Origin of the sequence: Pseudomonas retamae, from assembly GCF_043496865.1 — a bacterium.
In the GTDB taxonomy this organism is placed as follows: domain Bacteria; phylum Pseudomonadota; class Gammaproteobacteria; order Pseudomonadales; family Pseudomonadaceae; genus Aquipseudomonas; species Aquipseudomonas retamae.
Map to the genome: position 1 here is coordinate 62,690 of NZ_JBIEIL010000008.1, position 17,330 is coordinate 80,019.

Genomic DNA, 17,330 nt, shown 5'->3' on the forward strand with positions numbered 1-17,330 from the left:
AGCAAAAAAGCCCCGCTACCTTCAATAAATTCTGCTTTGCACGGCAGGCGTCCTACACGGCGGTACTTTTTCTTACAAAACATGCGGAATCGGCTCAATTGACCCGCTTCGAGCATTGGGTCACCGTGTGCTGGCGGTATCAATCTTCAAATCAAATACACAAGGATGTGCATGTAATGAGTGGATACACCCTCAGTGCTCCTGTCAGTCGGGGAGCCCAAAAACCTTGCAAGCGAATATTCGAACCAGCCGGTGGACGCTTCCATGCCAAGCCATGAAGCCCGAATGCCAGTGAGTCCGGTTGGCCCCCTCGCTGAAAGTCGCACCAATCAGAAATCGGACTTTAAAAACAGCGCCAGAACCACCGGAGAAGTTGATATGGAACCTCGTGTAACCGAGCTGGAAACCCATCTCAAATACCTTCGTCGGGACATGGACGAAGTCCGCAGTGATGTCAGAACGATCAAGCACCGGCTCGCCTATTCGGCGGGTGCCATGGCAGTGGTGCTGGGACTGTTGGGCTGGGTCGCGAACAGCCGGTTCGATCAGCTCGTTACCCTGATGAGCAATTGATCACGTGAGTCATTGCAGGCGCCGCCTGAGTCAGCCGACGCCTGCCTTTGCTGGATCGCGATCAGCCAAGCAGATCACTGAGCGGGATGAACGCCACTTCATCACCTTCGCTCAAGGTGCGACCTTCAACTACTTCCACCAGACCATCGGCCCAAACCGCGCTACGCAGGACCCCAGAGCTCTGATTGCGATATACCGTCGCCCGGCCCTGCTCGAGACGTCCGCGCAGGTACTCACGCCGATTGCCGGCCACAGGCCAGGCAAAACCGGCTGGCACAGTGAATTTCAGCGGCTCGACTTCACGTACGCCCTGGCGTCGTAACAGATACGGCCGAGCCAGCAGCGCAAAGGTCACCAGCGTAGAAGCGGGGTTACCCGGCAGGCCGATAACCGGTACGCAGCGAAAATGGCCAACGGTCAGCGGCTTTCCGGGCTTGATCGCCAGCTTCCACAATGCCAGTTCGCCCTCTTCGCGCAACGCAATGCCGAGAAAATCCGCCTCACCTACCGACACCCCACCGGTGGAAAGAATCAGGTCGACGTCCTGTAGCTCTCCGAGCCGGGCGCGGGTGGTGGCGAGGTCATCCGGAAGAATGCCGGCATCGATGACCTCGCAGCCCAGCCGTTGTAGCCAGCTGCATAGCAAAACCCGGTTACTGTTATAGATCTGCCCCGGTCCCAGCGCTTGACCCGGCTCAACCAGTTCATCACCAGTGGAGACCACCGCCACGCGAACCCTGCGCACCACCTTCAGTCCGGCACAGCCCAACGACGCAGCGAGCCCTTGCTCGATCGGGCCGAGCCGGGTCCCGGCCGGCAGAATCAACTCACCGACGGTGGTTTCCTGCCCTTGCGGCCGAATGTTCTGCCCGGCCTTCATCGGTTCGAGGAAACGTACTTTACCGTCGGCCTCAACCTCTGCGTTCTCTTGCATTTCCACACAGTCGGCGCCCGCCGGTACCGGCGCGCCAGTGAAGATGCGCGCGCACGTGCCAGGCTTCAAAGGTTGCGGGGATTGGCCGGCAAACACTTTTTGACTGACCGACAGCGGCTGTCCATTCCATTGGCCGAGGTTGAGGGCGTAACCATCCATGGCGGAGTTCGGCCAAGGTGGCAGATCCAGCGTGGAAAACAGATCTTCGCTCAGCACTCTTCCCTGGACCTGCGCCAGCGGCAGATGCTCATGCTCGACGATGGGTGCGGCCTCGGCCATTTCCAGCAAGCGTGCCAGCGCCACTTCGACCGGCATCAAGGCTCCGGTCTTGCCCGGCTTAGCCACGGGTTTCACACGGCGCCGCCTGCTTCAGATGCGTGACGAAATTGCACGGACGATGGCGGGCGTCCAGCTGCTCACCGAGAATGCCGTCCCAACCGGTGCGCACCGCATTGGTCGAACCCGGCAGGCAGCACACCAGCGTGCCATTGGCCAGACCGGCCAGCGCGCGTGATTGCACGGTCGAAGTGCCGATATCGGCGACCGAGATCTGCCGGAACAATTCGCCAAAACCGTCGACCTGTTTGTCAAGCAGGCAGGCAACGGCTTCAGGGGTGCTGTCACGGCCGGTGAAACCAGTTCCCCCGGTGATCAACACCACCTGCACGACATCATCGGCAATCCAGTTGGCGACTTGTGCACGAATCTTGTAAAGATCATCTTTGAGCAACACGCGCTGCGCCAGGTTATGACCCGCCGCCGTCAAGCGGTCGACAAAGACCTGACCGGAAGTGTCGGTTTCTAGAGTCCGGGTATCACTGACAGTCAGCACCGCAATATTAAGCGGCACGAAAGGTACATCAGCCTTGGCTTTCATAGGCTCTTCCAGTTGTAGGAGAAACAGCCCGGTGTTATATCACAGCACCCCCTTTTTTCGCCGCCCCCGTGGAGAGCTTCCATGACCATAAACACGCCACCGCCGCCCTGCTCGATCCTGTTGCTGGCGGGCGGACGCGGACAGCGCATGGGCGGCCAGGACAAGGGACTGGTCGAATGGCTGGGCGAGCCGATGATCGCGCATCTGCAGCGCAAGGTCCGTGCGCTGAGCGACGACCTGATTATTTCCTGCAACCGCAATCGCGAGCGCTACGCGGCTTTTGCCGATCAACTGGTCGCTGACGATGAAGGCGATTTCCCCGGGCCATTAGCCGGGATCCGCGCGGGCCTGAAAGCCGCGCGCCATACGCACTTGCTGGTATTGCCCTGCGATGTTCCGCGCATCGACACCAGGTTGCTGCAGAGCATGCGCGAGACGGCGCAGCTGAATTCTGAAAAACCTTTAATGTTGCGTCATGGCGAACACTGGGAACCGCTGCTCTGCGTAATCCCGCTAAGCCTTTCGGCGGCCTTCGAAGACGCCTGGAACGCCGGTGAACGCAGCCCTGGCCGGGTGATGCGCAGTCTCGGCGCGACGGCCCTGCAATGCCCGGACAACGACCCCCGCCTGGCCAACCTCAATACCCCCGAACTGTTAAACGCTTACAACACTGTGTCAGACTGACACTATTCAAGGAACTCTCACGCCTTGTATACGTCTCAAGCTCAGTAACCAAAAGAATTCCCATTCGGAGACACACTCATGACTCAACGGACCCTCGCCACTTTCATGCTCGCACTGGGCCTGGCTACCCTCGCCGGTTGCTCCTCGCCTACAGTGATTACCTTGAATGACGGTCGCGAAATCCAGGCCGTCGACACCCCGAAATACGATGACGATTCGGGCTTCTACGAGTTCCAGCAACTGGACGGCAAAGAGACCCGCATCAACAAGGATCAGGTGCGTACCGTTAAAGAACTGTAAGTTCTGGTCAACCTGATTCAAAAAAGCCCGCATTGATTGCGGGCTTTTTCATGGGCGTTAGAAAAGTGCCGGGCTGTCACCACTGCAGGGAGATCCGGCTTTCGAACTCACGCGCTTCTCCCGTCACAGGGTCAATGAATTTCAGCCCCTGCGCCAGCAGCTTTAGCGGGTTGGCGTAGTCATCTTCGGCATCTTTCAAGACCTGCGGATAAAACGGGTCATTGCAAATGCTCGCACCCAATGCGGTCATGTGGACGCGCAGTTGATGTTTCTTGCCAGTCACCGGAAACAGCCCGTAGCGCCACAGTTCGCCATTCTTTTCCCGAACTTCCACCGCCGTTTCGGTATTGCTGACACCCGGACCTTCCTGCATGCGGAAGAACGGCTCGCCGTCGACCAGACGACTCTTGTGCACCAAGGGAAATTCCAGATGCGCCAGCGCTGGGGCGATCGCTTCATAGCGCTTGTCGATCCGGCGCGTAGGGAACAACGACTGATAGGCCGAACGGGTCTGCGGATTAGCCGAGAAAATCACCAGCCCTGCGGTATGTCGATCGATACGGTGCAGCGGCACCAGGTGAGGGTTGTCCAGCCGGCGAATCAAGCGGCGCAACAGCGTTTGCTCGACGTACTCCCCCGCCGGCGTCACCGGCAGGAAATGGGGTTTGTCCGCCACCACCAGGTGTTCATCCGCGTAAAGGATCGTCTCGACCACCGGAATCGGCTTTTCGTCCGGCACTTCGCGAAAGTAATGGATGCGCAGACCTTCCCTGTAAGCCAGGTTCACGTCGATCGGCTGACCGTCGCCATCCAGTACCCGGCCTCGGGCAATCCGGTCCAGCCATTGCTCGCGGCCAATGGCACGGAAATGCTCGCACAGACAATCGAGTACGGTCAGCCATGGACCTGGCGGTAGATAAAGCGTGCTCGCCTGAGTGTGAGCGGCAGAAAATGTTGGAGTGGACATATGGACATTCGGACCCTCAATGCGAAGTAGTATTATCCAGCACTGAGGGCAACCTACCTAGCGCAGAATACTTACGCCGGGATCGATTTGAGCGCTGCGGCCTCGGTGAATTCCTTGAGCCAGCGCAGCACGTCGACCGCCTCCCAGCGACCCGGATCGTACAAGGCATAAAGCAAGCCCTGATAGCCGACCACATCCAGCTGCTTGTGATAACCGGCACGCTGAAACAACGCCTCGATTTCGGCAAAACAGGTGTTGAAATGCAGCTTGTTGAAAGGCGTCTTGCCCTCCGTGACCAGCCCGTCCAGGCGCAATTCAAGAACGGCCTCGCGCACCACGTCAACCGACATCCGGTTCACGCTGTTCTTCAACTGTTCGACATTGACCACGGTTCATTCCTCTGACGCATTTACTGTATGGGCATACAGTAACCGAACAAACCGCAAAAAGCCAAGGGATGGAACCTGTGGCGACCGGCGGAAAAGCCAGGGAATCCGGATCAACGCAGAAACGCGACAACCTCGTCCGCGCTGAACGGCCAGTCCAGTTCCGCCCCGGTATCGATTCGGCGCAGCACTGGAATCCTCAGGCTGTAAGCCTCGTACCAGGTTTCATCTTCAGCAATATCGATCAACTCGACCAATAGCCCATGCTCGACAAGAGGCATGAGCTCGGCTTCAGCGACTTCACAGAGATGACACCCGAGAGTGCCGAACAGCTGACATTCAGGAGGCATGTTCGCTCAACCGCAAAATGAGTGGGGCTTCATTCTAGGCCTGTGCGCAAAACCCGTCGAGCCAGCACCGCCCAAAGGCTCCAGCGCCGCAACAGCGCAACGCTGGCAAAACCCTGACGCACATCAGCTCGCAGAAAAGCACATTGCGCGATGCTTGCGGTCTTTTTGCTTCTAAGCTTGAAAAGCCTGAAGCTGCTGCCGGAGTGTCCAGTGTTCGCCAATCTGTTGATCATCCTCGCCTCGTCCCTCGTGGTGATTGCCCTGTTTCGACGGCTGCGATTGCCGCCGGTGCTGGGCTATCTGTGCGTCGGACTGCTGGTCGGGCCGAGCGCGTTCGACTGGGTCAACGAGAGCGAGCACCTGCCGGACGTCGCCGAGTTGGGCGTGGTGTTTCTGTTGTTTTCGCTGGGTCTGGAGTTTTCCCTCTCGAAGATGATTGCCTTGCGTCAGGTGGTGTTTCGCCTTGGTAGCCAGCAGGTGCTGATCAGCACCGCGCTGCTCGGGCTGCTATTGATACTGCTGGGCATGCAGGTCACGCCTGCGCTGCTGCTCGGCGCCGGGCTTTCGCTGTCGTCGACGGCAATCGTCACCAAGGAACTGGGCAGCCTCGGCGAAGTGTTCAGCAGCCATGGGCAGAATGCGGTGGGGGTTTTGCTGTTCCAGGATGTCGTGGCGGTGTTGCTGCTGACCCTGATCCCGGTGTTCGCCGGCAGCAGCGAACAGGCCTGGTACTGGGCGCTGCCGTTGACGCTGGGAAAAACCGTGGTGCTGTTCGTCGGCCTGCTGCTGGCCAGTCGCTGGTTGCTGCCGCGGCTGTTTCACGAAGTGGCGGCCTCGCGTTCGGCCGAGCTGTTTGTGCTGCTGGCGCTGGTGATCGTTTTATTGACCGCATGGCTGACCCACCTGCTGGGCCTGTCCCCTGCCCTCGGCGCGTTTCTCGCCGGCATGCTGCTGGGTGAAAGCCATTACCGTCACCAGATCGAGGCCGATATCCGGCCCTTCCGCGATATCCTGCTCGGGGTGTTTTTCGTCAGCATCGGCATGCTGATCGACTTGCAATTGTTTCTCAGCCACAGCCTGGCGATCCTCGGCCTCACCGTCGGGTTGATGGTGATCAAGGGCATCGTTGTGGCCGTGCTGGTGAAATGGCGCGGCAGCGACAGCGAAACGGCATGGCGCAGCGGTCTGGCGCTGGCCCAAGGCGGCGAGTTCTGCTTCGCACTGATGGCGCAGATGCAACAGAACCGCATGCTGCCCGAGGGCTTGGGCGACCTGCTGCTGGCGGCGACATTCTGCTCGATGTTGCTGACCCCGCTGTTGCTGCGTGCAGCGCCACGCATCGCCGCAGCGCTGCACCGCAAACCCAATCAGGAAGCGCAGATCGAAGAAATCAGCGCGCTCAATGCGGACCTCAATCAACACGTGGTGATTTGCGGCTACGGCCGTGTCGGCCAATCGATCGGGCGGTTCATGAGCAATGCCAGGCAGCCTTACATCGCTCTGGACAATGACCCGGTGCGCGTACAGGAAGCCAGCAGCGGCGAAAGTGACGTCCATTACGGCGATTCGTCGCGCGGCGACCTGCTGACCGCCGTCGGCCTGTTGCGCGCGCGGCTGTTGGTGGTCGCCGTGGATCAGAGCGATGTCGCCCTGCGCATCCTCAAGGAAGCGCGGCGGCTGAATGCCCATGTGCCGATTCTGGTGCGCACCCGCGACGACAGCCAGTGGGCCGAATTGAAAGCGGCCGGCGCCACCGAAGTGGTGCCAGAGCTATTGGAGTCAAGCCTGATGCTCGCGTCTCACGCGTTGATCATGCTCGGATTGCCCGCGCATAAAGTGCAGGAACAAGTCGATCAAGTGCGCATCGACCGCTATCGCCTGCTGCACGGTTTTTATCCGGGTGCCGACGATGCTGAGACTTAATCCTGGCTCACCGCGCCGATCTTGTGCAGCGACAGGTCGGCACCGTAATACTCCTGTTCCTGACTCAGGCGCAGACCATGCAATGCCTTGATCACGCCGTACACGAGGAAGCCGCCGAGCAGCGCCACCGCAACGCCGAGCCCGGTGCCGATCAACTGGCTGATCAGGCTGACACCGCCGATACCGCCGAGCGCGGTCTGGCCGAAAATCCCGCAGGCAATCCCGCCCCACACGCCGCACAATCCGTGCAATGGCCACACACCCAGCACATCGTCGATGCGCCACTTCACCTGAGCGGCGGTAAAGCACCAGACAAACAATGCGCCGGCAATCGCGCCGGTCAGCAGTGCGCCGACCGGGTGCATCAGATCAGAACCGGCACAGATCGCCACCAACCCGGCCAGCGGGCCGTTGTGCAGAAACCCTGGGTCATTGCGCCCGACGATCAGCGCCGCCATCGTGCCGCCGACCATCGCCATCAGCGAGTTGACCGCGACCAGCCCACTGACGCCTTGCAGCGTCTGCGCGCTCATCACGTTGAAGCCGAACCAGCCGACAATCAGAATCCACGAGCCCAGCGCCAGAAACGGAATACTCGACGGTGCGAACGCCACCAGACGCCCGTCGCGGTAGCGGCCGTTGCGCGGCCCCAGCAGCAACACCGCCGCCAGCGCCAGCCAGCCGCCCATGGCATGCACCACCACCGAGCCGGCGAAATCATGGAACGGCGCACCGAACTGCGTCGTCAGCCAAGCCTGCAGACCGTAGTTGCCGTTCCAGATCATGCCTTCGAAAAACGGGTAAATGAACGCGACGATCAGCGCTGTGGCGCACAACTGCGGTACGAAGCGCGCGCGCTCGGCGATGCCGCCGGAAATGATCGCCGGGATCGCCGCGGCAAAGGTCAGCAGGAAGAAAAATTTCACCAGCCCGTAACCGTGATCGGCGCTCAACACCGCTGCCGGCTGCATGAACGTCACACCGTAAGAGATCCAATAGCCTATAAAGAAATAGGCCAGCGTCGAGACGGCGAAATCACTGAGGATCTTCGCCAGCGCGTTGACCTGGTTTTTCTGCCGCACCGTTCCGACCTCCAGAAAGGCGAAACCGGCGTGCATCGCCAGCACCATCACGGCACCGATCAGAATGAACAGGGTATTGGAGCTGTGAACCAGCGTGTCCACAGCGCTTTGCAGATTTTCCATAAGCAGGCAGACCTAACGGCAGAAAAAGGCACCAAAGCGGTTCAAGCGCACATTTCATGCACCAAGTTGCAACCAGGCAGGCACCAAACGGCATCTTCGGCGAACTGCTTTGGCGCATCCGGTCGACGTGCTGACGGGAACCGCGATCATTCGGGATAAGGTTTCCCGTGGCGTACGCTCGGCAACAGCGCACAATGGCCGAGCGACGCACCACAACACAGCAATTGTCGTACCAGTCATTTCTACTGAACCTTCGCGCAAGGCTCATACTCGAACGCTTCAGACGTCACTACGGAGATCCACCCAATGGCCAGCATCAAGGCAAAGACTGCTCAAGACATCCTGATGAACGACTTCCAGACCCTGGTCGCCGACACCGAGCGCTTGCTCGAGCACACCGCCACCCTGGCCGGTGATCAGGCCGATGAGCTGCGTGCGCAGATCCACGACAGCCTGTTGCGTGCCCGCGAAACCCTGAAACTGACCGAAGACAGCCTGCGCGAACGCGGTCAGGCCGCGGTGACCGCCACCGAAGAATACGTCTCGGCCAACCCATGGCAGTCGGTCGGTATTGCGGCCGGTGTCGGCTTTCTGATTGGCCTGCTGGCCACTCGGCGCTGATCATGTCGATCGGTGAATCCGGCCCGACTACGGGCACTGCCTCTTCCACGCGACGCCTGGGCGCCGCCGTTCTGGGTCTGCTGCACAGTCATGTCGAATTGTTCGGCATCGAATTGCAGGAGCAGAAATCGCGCACCGTCAGCCTGCTGCTGTTCGCAGGGCTGGCGCTGGTCTTCGCCCTGTTGTTGCTGGTGGGGTTATCGACGCTGGTGATGATCCTGTTCTGGGACACGTATCGTCTGGCCGCGATCATTGGTCTGTGCGTTTTTTATACGCTAGCCTCGATCTTCTGCGGACTGCGCCTCAAGGCGGCGATTTTTGATGAGTCCTCACCTTTCCACGGCACGCTCGAAGAGCTGGCCAACGACCGGGAGCGCCTGCTGCCATGAGCCATCCGCAATTGCCGCATAACAGCTCTCGCCGGGAAATGCGCAAGGCGCTGATTCGCCTGCGCATGGAAATGCATCGCCAGGAAATCCGCCATGAGGCCGGGCAAGTGCTGCAACCGTTGCAGCGCGTGCGTGGCATGACGCAGGGTCTGCACAGCGGTTTCGGCATCAAGCACGCGCCGTTATGGGGCGTGGCCGCCGTTACGCTGCTGGGTTTTCTCACCGGCAAAGGTGCGAAAAGCGGCGGCGGTGGAGTCAGCCGCTTGATCCGGCTCGGCACTACGCTGGGGCCACTGATCAAACTGGTCATGCAGAGTTCGGCAAAACGCTGAAGCGAACCATCTGGCTACATTCTTGCACTGACGGCGGGATGAACCTGTTAATCCGCAGGTTCAATCCCGTGCGCCTACCCGGCCGGCGGGGTTCATCAAAACAAGAACCAAGGAGGCCCCGTGATCGACGGGCAACCGCTCGCCTGCTTTCAACCGTTCATCGATACCGCCACCGGACTGATTGCAGGCGTCGAAGCGCTGGGCCGCCTGCGCCAGGCTGACGGCCAACTGACTTCGGTCGGGCCGCTGTTCGCCGATCCGCGTACGCCAGCGATTGCCCTGCGTCGCCTCGACCGTCAGATCCGTGACAACGCGTTGAGCCGCATGCACGAAGCCCCGCCCGACTGGTTTCTCAGTCTGAACATGTCGCCGCGCTGGATCAGCCGCCTGCGCGCCGGCCAAGCGTTACCCAGCCTCAGACAACTGGCGCGTCACACGGTCGACCCGCAGCGCATCGTCTTCGAAATTACCGAGCTGGGCGGCAATGACCAACGCCTGGCCGAGGTGGTCGCGCGTTATCGCGAGGCCGGTGCCAGAATCGCCATCGATGACTTCGGCGCCGGTTACTCCCAGCTTGATCGGGTGCTGGCATTGCAACCGGACATTCTCAAACTCGACATGCGCCTGTTTCAGGCCGCGGCGCTGGGCGGGCCGAGCAGCGATGTGGTCAAGGCGCTGGCGCAGATGGCTGAGAAGACCGGCTGCTGGATCATTGCCGAAGGTGTCGAGACCGAAGCGCAGCTCAATTTTGCCCTCGAGTGCGGCTCGCGTTATGTGCAGGGTTTTCTGTTTGCCCGCGCGCAAGAGGCGTTCTTCCCCACCGATGCATTCGTGCAGCGTTTCGCCGAACTGCGCCAGCGCTATGTGCGGCAGAAACTCGCCGAGCGCGGACGGCTGATGCAGATGCGCCAGCAACTGGCCGAACTGATGTCGATCCTGCAAGCCTGGGCGCAAGCCCACGCACCGTTGAGCGCGCTGCCAAGACTGGACGCCTTTCCCTGGCTGCTGCGGTTTTATCAATGCGATCGCCACGGTACGCAACTGACGCCCAATCTGGAGTGGCGCCAGCACGGCTGGGTCGCCGACAACCGTTACCTGGGCCACAACTGGTCGTGGCGGCCGTATTTCTATCACCTGCTCGCCGAGGGCTGGGAGGAACGCCGTTTGACCCTGTCCAGCACTTACCGCGATGCCACCAGCAATCAGTATTGCCTCACCGCCGGGCAATTTTTCGACAATGGCGAGCGCTTGCTGCTGATCGACATCGACGCTGCCGGCCTGTAGTTCCGCTTGCAGGCGCGTGCACGAACCGGGAAGCTAGCGGCCAATATTCCAGTTTTCCTGACGGAGAGAAACAGCCTTGGATTGGCCCACCCTGCTCAACCGCGAACGTCTCGGCAAGCCGCTGCACAGCCCGCAAGAACTTGGCCGCAGCCCTTTTCACAAAGACCATGACCGAATCATCTTCTCCGGCGCCTTCCGCCGGCTCGGGCGCAAGACCCAAGTGCATCCGGTCACCAGCAACGACCACATTCACACGCGTCTGACCCACTCGCTGGAGGTCAGCTGCGTCGGCCGCTCGCTGGGCATGCGCGTCGGTGAAACCCTGCGCAGCGTGCTGCCCGAATGGTGCGACCCGGCCGACCTCGGCATGGTCGTGCAATCGGCGTGTCTGGCCCACGACATCGGCAACCCGCCATTCGGCCATTCCGGTGAAGATGCCATTCGCCACTGGTTCCAGCAGGCCGCCGGACGCGGCTGGCTCGACGGCATGAGCGACGCCGAACGCGGCGACTTCCTCAACTTTGAAGGCAATGCCCAAGGCTTCCGCGTCCTGACGCAACTGGAATACCACCAGTTCGACGGCGGCACCCGCCTGACCTACGCCACCCTCGGCACTTACCTGAAATACCCGTGGACTGCACGCCACGCCGACTCCCTGGGCTACAAAAAGCACAAATTCGGCTGCTATCAGAGCGAACTGCCGCTGCTGGAGCAGATCGCCAACAAGCTCGGCCTGCCGCAAATCGAAGATCAGCGCTGGGCACGCCACCCACTGGTGTACCTGATGGAAGCCGCCGACGACATCTGCTACGCGCTGATCGATCTTGAAGACGGCCTCGAAATGGAGCTACTGGAATACGCCGAAGTCGAAGCGCTGCTGCTCGGTCTGGTCGGCGATGACCTGCCGGAAACCTATCGCCTGCTCGGCCCGCAGGACTCGCGCCGACGCAAACTGGCGATCCTGCGCGGCAAAGCCATCGAGCACCTGACCAACGCCGCCGCACGCGCCTTCGTCGAACAACAGGACGCCCTCCTCGCCGGCACCCTGCACGGCGACCTGGTCGAACACATGCACGGCCCGGCCAAACGCTGCGTACTCAACGCCAAAGACATTGCGCGCAAGAAAATCTTCCAGGACAAACGCAAGACCCTGCACGAAATCGGCGCCTACACCACCCTGGAAATCCTCCTCAACTCCTTCTGCGGCGCCGCACTGGAACAACACAACGGCCGCACCCCGTCGTTCAAAAGCCGGCGCATCCTCGACCTGCTCGGCAGCAACGCCCCCGACCCGCGAGGCTCGCTGCACACCTCGTTCCTGCGCATGATCGACTTCATCGCCGGCATGACCGACAGCTACGCCAGCGACATGGCACTGGAAATGACCGGACGCTCCAGCCACTGAGGCCGAGCACGCCGCGCCAAGATCAACAGCCCCTCACCCTAGCCCTCTCCCGGAGGGAGAGGGGACTGACCGTGGTGAATGTGAGAGATATGCCGACGTTCGATACCGAGTCGTATTCAAATTTTGAATGGCACGCAGATCGGCTCCCTCTCCTCGGGAGAGGGCTGGGGTGAGGGGCGAATCCACCGAAAATCTCAAGCCATGCGACGCTTCTAACCACTCAACAATGAGCGTTAGCTCGCGTGCCCTTGATCTTGATCTTGCCTAACCAGCGACATCGGAAGGCTGAGCGCAGGGATCGATCGGGGCGTGGGAGCGCAGCGACCGTACGACGAAGTCGTACACAGCGGAAGGAGGTGCAGCGAAGCAAACCGTAGCCGCTGCGCCCGGATCGATCCCGGAGCGAAGGGACCCGAGCCTGCGAGGGCCGAACGCAGGAGCAAGCCTTTTAGGGTACTTTTTCGGCGTCTGGAAAAAGTGCCTCGCCGTAAGGGCGAAACCGCCAGCACCAACACCCGCAGCAACGGATATTCACCCAAACAACACCCCACACACCCGCAACTTTAAACAATAGAAAAACACGATCCCTCGCCAACACTTACAACTCGATCAAGTCCAACTAAAAGCCCGCCCAGATCCTGCACTTCCTTACGCCAAACCCAGTTCAACCGTAGTCCGCTTCCTCATTGATTGTAGGACTTATCCGATACAACGACTAAGACCCCGTCACTCCCTGCGAGTGCTCATATAACTGAGCTAAGGTGCGCGCTTTATTCGTGTTCGCATGGGATTTTATTATGAACTCCGTTTTTATCGTCGACGATCACCCGGTCATCCGTCTCGCCGTTCGTATGCTGCTCGAACATGAAGGTTACAAGGTCGTCGGCGAGACCGACAACGGAGTCGACGCCATGCAGATGGTTCGCGAATGCATGCCGGATCTGGTCATCCTCGACGTGAGTATTCCCAAGCTGGACGGCCTGGAAGTACTGGCTCGCTTCAACGCCATGGGCTCACCGCTGAAAATCCTGATCCTGACCGCACAATGCCCGACCCTCTTCGGCATTCGCTGCATGCAATCGGGCGCCTCGGGCTATGTCTGCAAACAGGAAGATCTGAGCGAACTGGTCAGCGCAATCAAAGCAGTACTTTCCGGTTACAACTACTTCCCGAGTCAGGCATTGAATCCGGTTCGCAATGACGACGTTCGTTATGCCGAACTTGAACTGTTCAAATCCGTCAATGATCGTGAATTGATGGTATTGCAACTTTTTGCCCAGGGTCGCACCAACAAGGAAATCGCCAAAGGCATGTTTCTCAGCAATAAAACCGTCAGCACTTACAAAAAACGCCTGATGCAAAAACTCAAAGCCAAATCCCTGGTAGAACTTATCGAGATGGCCAAACGCAACGCACTCGTGTGAGAGCCTCATGCCCAGTCGTTTGAAGAACTATCTATTGGCGTTGAGTGCAAGTCTGCTCCTGAGCGGCAACGTCTTCGCCCAACCCGCTATCTCGCCGGACTACGCCTTGCTCAGCCGGTCGGCGAGCGAAACGGTAGCGGTTACGCTCGACTCGTCCCAGCGCCGGTGGCTACTTGAACGTAAACAACTGGTGCTGGGCACCTCTGCACCCGACTATCCGCCTTTCGATATGACGGTCAGCGGCAAGGATTACGAAGGCCTCACCGCCGACTACGCCGGGCTGCTCGGCCAGGCCACCGGGCTGCCGATCCGGGTGCAGCGGTTTCCTTCGCGCGATGCGGCGATTCGCGCCCTGCTCGACGGTCAGGTCGACCTGCTCGGGACCGCCAACGGTTTCGAAGCCAGCAACGCCAACCTCGCTCTTTCCACCCCATATGCCTTCGACCAGCCCGTGCTGGTCACCCGCGAGGATGAAACCCGCTCGCTCAGCGAAGGCCTCGCCGGGCTGCGGCTGAGTATGGTCTATCACTACCTGCCGCTGCCCGAGATCAGGGCGCTGTATCCGAAAGCACTGATCACCTGTTACCCCTCCTACCAGAACGCGATCAACGCGGTGGCATTCGATCAGGCCGATGTGTTTCTTGGCGATACCCTTTCTACCCACTACATGATCAACAAGGGCTACCTGAACAACGTGCGCATGGCCAATTTCGGCAAGCAGGAAGCCCAAGGTTTCAGTTTCGCCGTGCGCCGCAGCAACCCGCAACTGCTGGGCATTATCGACCGCGTGCTCAAAGCTGTGCCAGCCAGCGAACGTGACAGCATTGCCAAACGCTGGAGCGCTGGCAGCGATCTGCTGCTCAGTGAGCAGAAACCGCAACTGACCGAGCGCGAAGAAGCCTGGCTCAAACAGCATCCGGTGGTCAGCGTTGTGGTCAACGAGGCATTTGCACCGCTGACGTTTTTCGATAACGACGGCAACTTCCGCGGCATCAGCGCCGACCTGCTCGAGCTTATCCGCCTGCGTACCGGCCTGCGTTTCGAGATCCGGCGCAGCCGTAACGACGCGGAAATGATCGAGCAGATCGATCGCCACCAGGCCGACCTGATCGCCGCGCTGCTGCCGTCGGAAGAACGCGAGAAACACCTCAGTTTCAGTCGGCCCTATCTGGAAAATTCCTACGTCCTGCTGACCCGCAAGAGCGCCGATGGGCCGACCAACCTCGGCCAGTTGCGCGGCAAGCAATTAGCGATTGCTCAAGGCAATCCGATAATCGACTACCTGCGCGAGGAGTATCCGCGCATCCACCTGATTGAAACCGCAGATACGTTCAGTGCGGTGTCGCTACTCGCCGAAGGCCGGGTTGACGGCGCGGTGAACTCGCTGGTCATCGCCAACTATTTCATATCCTCGCGGATCTTCAACCAGCCCCTGCAGATCACCACCACCATCGGTACCGGTCAGGCTGCATTTTCACTGGCAACGGCGCGCGACAACACCGAGCTGACCTCGATCATCAACAAAGCGCTATTGAGCATCGCCCCGGATGAACTGGGCGTGATCAATGGCCGCTGGCGCGGTTACTCCACCGCCTCGCAAAACATCTGGCGCAACTATCAGCGCCTGTTCTATCAGGTCATTCTGGTCGCCTGTCTGCTGTTGTTGTTGCTACTGGCCTGGAACGCCTACATGCGCCACCAGATCAAGCAACGCCAGACTGCGGAACGCGCGTTGAACGACCAGCTGGAGTTCATGCGTTCACTGGTTGACGGCACCCCGCATCCGATTTACGTGCGCGACCGCCAGGGCTTGCTGCAAAGCTGCAATGAAAGCTACCTGGAAGTATTCGCTGCCAGGCGTGAGGATGTGATAGGCAAAAGCGTCGTGGAAGGTACCCTGAGCAACGCTTTCGAGGCGCAGGCCTTTCACGCCGACTACCAGCGAGTCGTTGCCGAAGGTACGCCGATGGTGGTCGACCGACCATTGCACATTGGCAACCGCCGTTTGACGATTTACCACTGGATATTGCCGTACCGCGATTCCTGCGGCGCTGTGCAAGGCATCATCGGCGGCTGGATCGATATCAGCGAGCGCCGTCAGCTGTTTGATGAGCTGCGCGCAGCCAAGGAACAGGCGGACGAGGCCAACCGGGCGAAAAGCACCTTTCTGGCGACCATGAGTCATGAGATCCGCACGCCGATGAATGCGGTGATCGGCATGCTCGAACTGACTCTCAAACGCATCGATCAACATCACCCGGATCGCTCGTCGATCGACACCGCCTACCATTCGGCCAAGGATCTGCTGGGTCTGATCGGCGACATTCTCGATATTGCGCGCATCGAATCCGGGCGTTTGAGCCTGTGTCCGGAGCGGGTCAATCTGGTCGATACGGTGGCATCGGTCACACGCATTTTCGACGGTCTCGCCCGGCAGAAAAATCTCGTCCTGCAAACCCAGCTCAATCCACCGGAGCTGGCGGTCGATGTGTATCTGGATCCGCTGCGCTTCAAACAGGTGCTGTCTAATCTGATCAGCAATGCGATCAAATTCACCGAGCAGGGGCATGTCCGGATCACCCTCGACCTGATGAACACCGAGCTGTCCGGCCGTGCGCTGATGCAACTGACCGTGCAGGACAGCGGCATCGGTATCAGCGCCGAAGACCAGCAACGTCTGTTCGCACCATTCGCCCAGGCGCAGAACGCTAATCGGCAAGGCCGCAGCGGCGCTGGCCTGGGCCTGGTGATCAGTCGCAACCTGTGCGAAATGATGGGCGGGCAACTGCAATTGAACAGCCAGCCAGGGATCGGTACTCAGGTGTGCATCTCGCTGGCTGTGGAAACACTGCCGGCACAAGTCAGCGCCGCCAGAAACGAAGCCGCGATAAAGCCAGCGCGAACGCCACTGAGCGTGCTGGTGGTGGATGATCACCCGGCCAACCGCCTGCTGATGTGCCAGCAGCTGGAGTTTCTCGGCCATCGTTTCAGTGTTGCCGAAAATGGTTGCATCGGGCTGGACCAATGGAAAGCCGGCAACTTCGATCTGGTGATTGTCGACTGCAACATGCCGGTGATGAATGGTTATGAGCTGACCCGCGCCATTCGTCAGCATGAAATGCAGACGCGCTGCCCCCCTTGCGTTGTATTGGGATTTACCGCCAATGCGCAACCGGAGGAAGTCCAGCGTTGCAGACAGGCCGGCATGGACGATTGCCTGTTCAAACCGCTGAGTCTGAGCCTGCTCAGTGAATGGGTGGACGGCATCACGCCGGCGTCGTCAGGCCCGGCCTTCGATCTGCAAAACCTCGACATGCTGACCGGCGGCAATCCGGCACAGACCCGCCGCCTGCTCGCCGAGCTGCTCAAGAGCAGCCGCCTCGACCGCCAGGAGCTACTGGCATTATCGCCGGCCAATGACCGCGCAGCGCTGGCGGCGGTCGCGCACAAGATCAAGGGCGCCGCAAGAATCGCTCAGGCCGCACGGGTCATCGAATGTTGCGAAGCCCTGGAGCAGGCTTGCGTCAACGCCGCGGAAAAAACCGAGCTTCTGCGCCATTGTGCAGCGAGCGAGATGGCGATGCTCGAGCTGGAGCAGGCGTTGCAACAACAATTGACACTGTCGGAGCAAAGCACAATGAGCTTGCCTTAACTATGCTGGGTGCTGAGCAGTGAG

Annotated in this window: 17 protein-coding genes; 11 read left to right on the forward strand and 6 right to left on the reverse strand. The window is 60.0% G+C overall.

Annotated features, from left to right (window positions below; genetic code table 11):
* Positions 1 to 264 precede the first annotated feature (264 nt).
* A complete protein-coding gene (locus ACGSLL_RS16780; protein WP_394507185.1) occupies positions 265 to 573 on the forward strand; it encodes a hypothetical protein in 309 nt (102 codons plus the stop codon).
* A 61-nt stretch (positions 574 to 634) separates the two neighbouring features.
* Here the strand turns inward: ACGSLL_RS16780 and ACGSLL_RS16785 are convergent, their stop codons facing one another.
* Together ACGSLL_RS16785 and moaB are read right to left on the reverse strand one after the other, a co-directional pair.
* Complete coding sequence (locus ACGSLL_RS16785; RefSeq protein ID WP_394507187.1) at positions 635 to 1,861, reverse strand: molybdopterin molybdotransferase MoeA; 1,227 nt, start codon at positions 1,859 to 1,861, stop codon at positions 635 to 637.
* On the reverse strand, positions 1,845 to 2,384 hold the full coding sequence (gene moaB / locus ACGSLL_RS16790; RefSeq protein ID WP_090284891.1) for a molybdenum cofactor biosynthesis protein B: 540 nt from the start codon (positions 2,382 to 2,384) through the stop codon (positions 1,845 to 1,847). The genes ACGSLL_RS16785 and moaB overlap by 17 nt, the downstream gene beginning before the upstream one ends.
* A gap of 81 nt (positions 2,385 to 2,465) precedes the next feature.
* Here moaB and mobA point away from each other — a divergent pair, with 81 nt between their 5' ends.
* Both mobA and ACGSLL_RS16800 read left to right on the forward strand, forming a co-directional pair.
* A complete protein-coding gene (gene mobA, locus ACGSLL_RS16795) occupies positions 2,466 to 3,068 on the forward strand; it encodes a molybdenum cofactor guanylyltransferase MobA (protein WP_394507189.1) in 603 nt (200 codons plus the stop codon).
* A gap of 78 nt (positions 3,069 to 3,146) precedes the next feature.
* A complete protein-coding gene (locus tag ACGSLL_RS16800; RefSeq protein ID WP_016770600.1) occupies positions 3,147 to 3,368 on the forward strand; it encodes a YgdI/YgdR family lipoprotein in 222 nt (73 codons plus the stop codon).
* A gap of 76 nt (positions 3,369 to 3,444) precedes the next feature.
* Here ACGSLL_RS16800 and ACGSLL_RS16805 read toward each other — a convergent pair whose 3' ends face one another.
* From ACGSLL_RS16805 to ACGSLL_RS16815, 3 genes are all read right to left on the reverse strand, one after another.
* Positions 3,445 to 4,335 carry a pseudouridine synthase gene (locus ACGSLL_RS16805; protein ID WP_394507190.1) on the reverse strand — a complete coding sequence of 297 codons (891 nt, stop codon included), beginning with the start codon at positions 4,333 to 4,335 and terminating at the stop codon, positions 3,445 to 3,447.
* 71 nt (positions 4,336 to 4,406) lie between these two features.
* Positions 4,407 to 4,724, reverse strand: coding sequence for a transcriptional regulator (locus ACGSLL_RS16810; protein ID WP_003226726.1), 318 nt, complete (start codon positions 4,722 to 4,724; stop codon positions 4,407 to 4,409).
* 110 nt (positions 4,725 to 4,834) lie between these two features.
* On the reverse strand, positions 4,835 to 5,071 hold the full coding sequence (locus tag ACGSLL_RS16815) for a glutaredoxin family protein (RefSeq protein ID WP_394507191.1): 237 nt from the start codon (positions 5,069 to 5,071) through the stop codon (positions 4,835 to 4,837).
* Positions 5,072 to 5,281: 210 nt separating this feature from the next.
* Between ACGSLL_RS16815 and ACGSLL_RS16820 the strand changes: the two genes are divergently transcribed.
* Entirely contained in the window at positions 5,282 to 6,994 is a 1,713-nt protein-coding gene (locus ACGSLL_RS16820) for a cation:proton antiporter (protein ID WP_394507192.1), read from the forward strand.
* On the opposite strand, the gene ACGSLL_RS16825 is transcribed toward ACGSLL_RS16820, so the two are convergent.
* On the reverse strand, positions 6,991 to 8,199 hold the full coding sequence (locus ACGSLL_RS16825) for an ammonium transporter (protein ID WP_394507193.1): 1,209 nt from the start codon (positions 8,197 to 8,199) through the stop codon (positions 6,991 to 6,993). The two genes, ACGSLL_RS16820 and ACGSLL_RS16825, sit on opposite strands and share 4 nt — an antisense overlap.
* A gap of 306 nt (positions 8,200 to 8,505) precedes the next feature.
* Between ACGSLL_RS16825 and ACGSLL_RS16830 the strand changes: the two genes are divergently transcribed.
* The 7 genes from ACGSLL_RS16830 to ACGSLL_RS16860 all read left to right on the forward strand — a co-directional run bounded on the left by ACGSLL_RS16830 (position 8,506) and on the right by ACGSLL_RS16860 (position 17,306).
* Positions 8,506 to 8,820 (forward strand): ElaB/YgaM/YqjD family protein, encoded by a 315-nt coding sequence (locus ACGSLL_RS16830; RefSeq protein ID WP_090284903.1) that lies wholly within the window; start codon positions 8,506 to 8,508, stop codon positions 8,818 to 8,820.
* Between the two features lie 2 nt (positions 8,821 to 8,822).
* Entirely contained in the window at positions 8,823 to 9,209 is a 387-nt protein-coding gene (locus ACGSLL_RS16835) for a phage holin family protein (RefSeq protein WP_394507194.1), read from the forward strand.
* Positions 9,206 to 9,541, forward strand: coding sequence for a hypothetical protein (locus ACGSLL_RS16840; RefSeq protein ID WP_208940325.1), 336 nt, complete (start codon positions 9,206 to 9,208; stop codon positions 9,539 to 9,541). Before ACGSLL_RS16835 ends, ACGSLL_RS16840 begins: the two co-directional genes overlap by 4 nt.
* 120 nt (positions 9,542 to 9,661) lie before the next feature.
* Positions 9,662 to 10,825: an EAL domain-containing protein gene (locus tag ACGSLL_RS16845; RefSeq protein ID WP_394507195.1), complete on the forward strand. Its 1,164-nt coding sequence runs from the start codon at positions 9,662 to 9,664 to the stop codon at positions 10,823 to 10,825.
* Between the two features lie 76 nt (positions 10,826 to 10,901).
* Positions 10,902 to 12,230: a deoxyguanosinetriphosphate triphosphohydrolase gene (locus tag ACGSLL_RS16850; RefSeq protein ID WP_394507197.1), complete on the forward strand. Its 1,329-nt coding sequence runs from the start codon at positions 10,902 to 10,904 to the stop codon at positions 12,228 to 12,230.
* A gap of 797 nt (positions 12,231 to 13,027) precedes the next feature.
* Positions 13,028 to 13,654, forward strand: coding sequence for a response regulator transcription factor (locus ACGSLL_RS16855; protein WP_090284913.1), 627 nt, complete (start codon positions 13,028 to 13,030; stop codon positions 13,652 to 13,654).
* Positions 13,655 to 13,661: 7 nt separating this feature from the next.
* The gene (locus tag ACGSLL_RS16860) at positions 13,662 to 17,306 is read left to right on the forward strand and encodes a transporter substrate-binding domain-containing protein (RefSeq protein ID WP_394507198.1); all 3,645 of its coding nucleotides are present in this window, start codon (positions 13,662 to 13,664) and stop codon (positions 17,304 to 17,306) included.
* Positions 17,307 to 17,330 lie beyond the last annotated feature (24 nt).

Excerpts from the sequence above, each read along its gene's own strand:
- ACGSLL_RS16780 (WP_394507185.1), top strand. The coding sequence starts at position 265 with ATGCCAAGCCATGAAGCCCGAATGCCAGTGAGTCCGGTTGGCCCCCTC.
- moaB (WP_090284891.1), bottom strand. The coding sequence starts at position 2,384 with ATGAAAGCCAAGGCTGATGTACCTTTCGTGCCGCTTAATATTGCGGTG.
- mobA (WP_394507189.1), top strand. The coding sequence starts at position 2,466 with ATGACCATAAACACGCCACCGCCGCCCTGCTCGATCCTGTTGCTGGCG.
- ACGSLL_RS16800 (WP_016770600.1), top strand. The coding sequence starts at position 3,147 with ATGACTCAACGGACCCTCGCCACTTTCATGCTCGCACTGGGCCTGGCT.
- ACGSLL_RS16805 (WP_394507190.1), bottom strand. The coding sequence starts at position 4,335 with ATGTCCACTCCAACATTTTCTGCCGCTCACACTCAGGCGAGCACGCTT.
- ACGSLL_RS16815 (WP_394507191.1), bottom strand. The coding sequence starts at position 5,071 with ATGCCTCCTGAATGTCAGCTGTTCGGCACTCTCGGGTGTCATCTCTGT.
- ACGSLL_RS16825 (WP_394507193.1), bottom strand. The coding sequence starts at position 8,199 with ATGGAAAATCTGCAAAGCGCTGTGGACACGCTGGTTCACAGCTCCAAT.
- ACGSLL_RS16830 (WP_090284903.1), top strand. The coding sequence starts at position 8,506 with ATGGCCAGCATCAAGGCAAAGACTGCTCAAGACATCCTGATGAACGAC.
- ACGSLL_RS16835 (WP_394507194.1), top strand. The coding sequence starts at position 8,823 with ATGTCGATCGGTGAATCCGGCCCGACTACGGGCACTGCCTCTTCCACG.
- ACGSLL_RS16840 (WP_208940325.1), top strand. The coding sequence starts at position 9,206 with ATGAGCCATCCGCAATTGCCGCATAACAGCTCTCGCCGGGAAATGCGC.
- ACGSLL_RS16855 (WP_090284913.1), top strand. The coding sequence starts at position 13,028 with ATGAACTCCGTTTTTATCGTCGACGATCACCCGGTCATCCGTCTCGCC.
- ACGSLL_RS16860 (WP_394507198.1), top strand. The coding sequence starts at position 13,662 with ATGCCCAGTCGTTTGAAGAACTATCTATTGGCGTTGAGTGCAAGTCTG.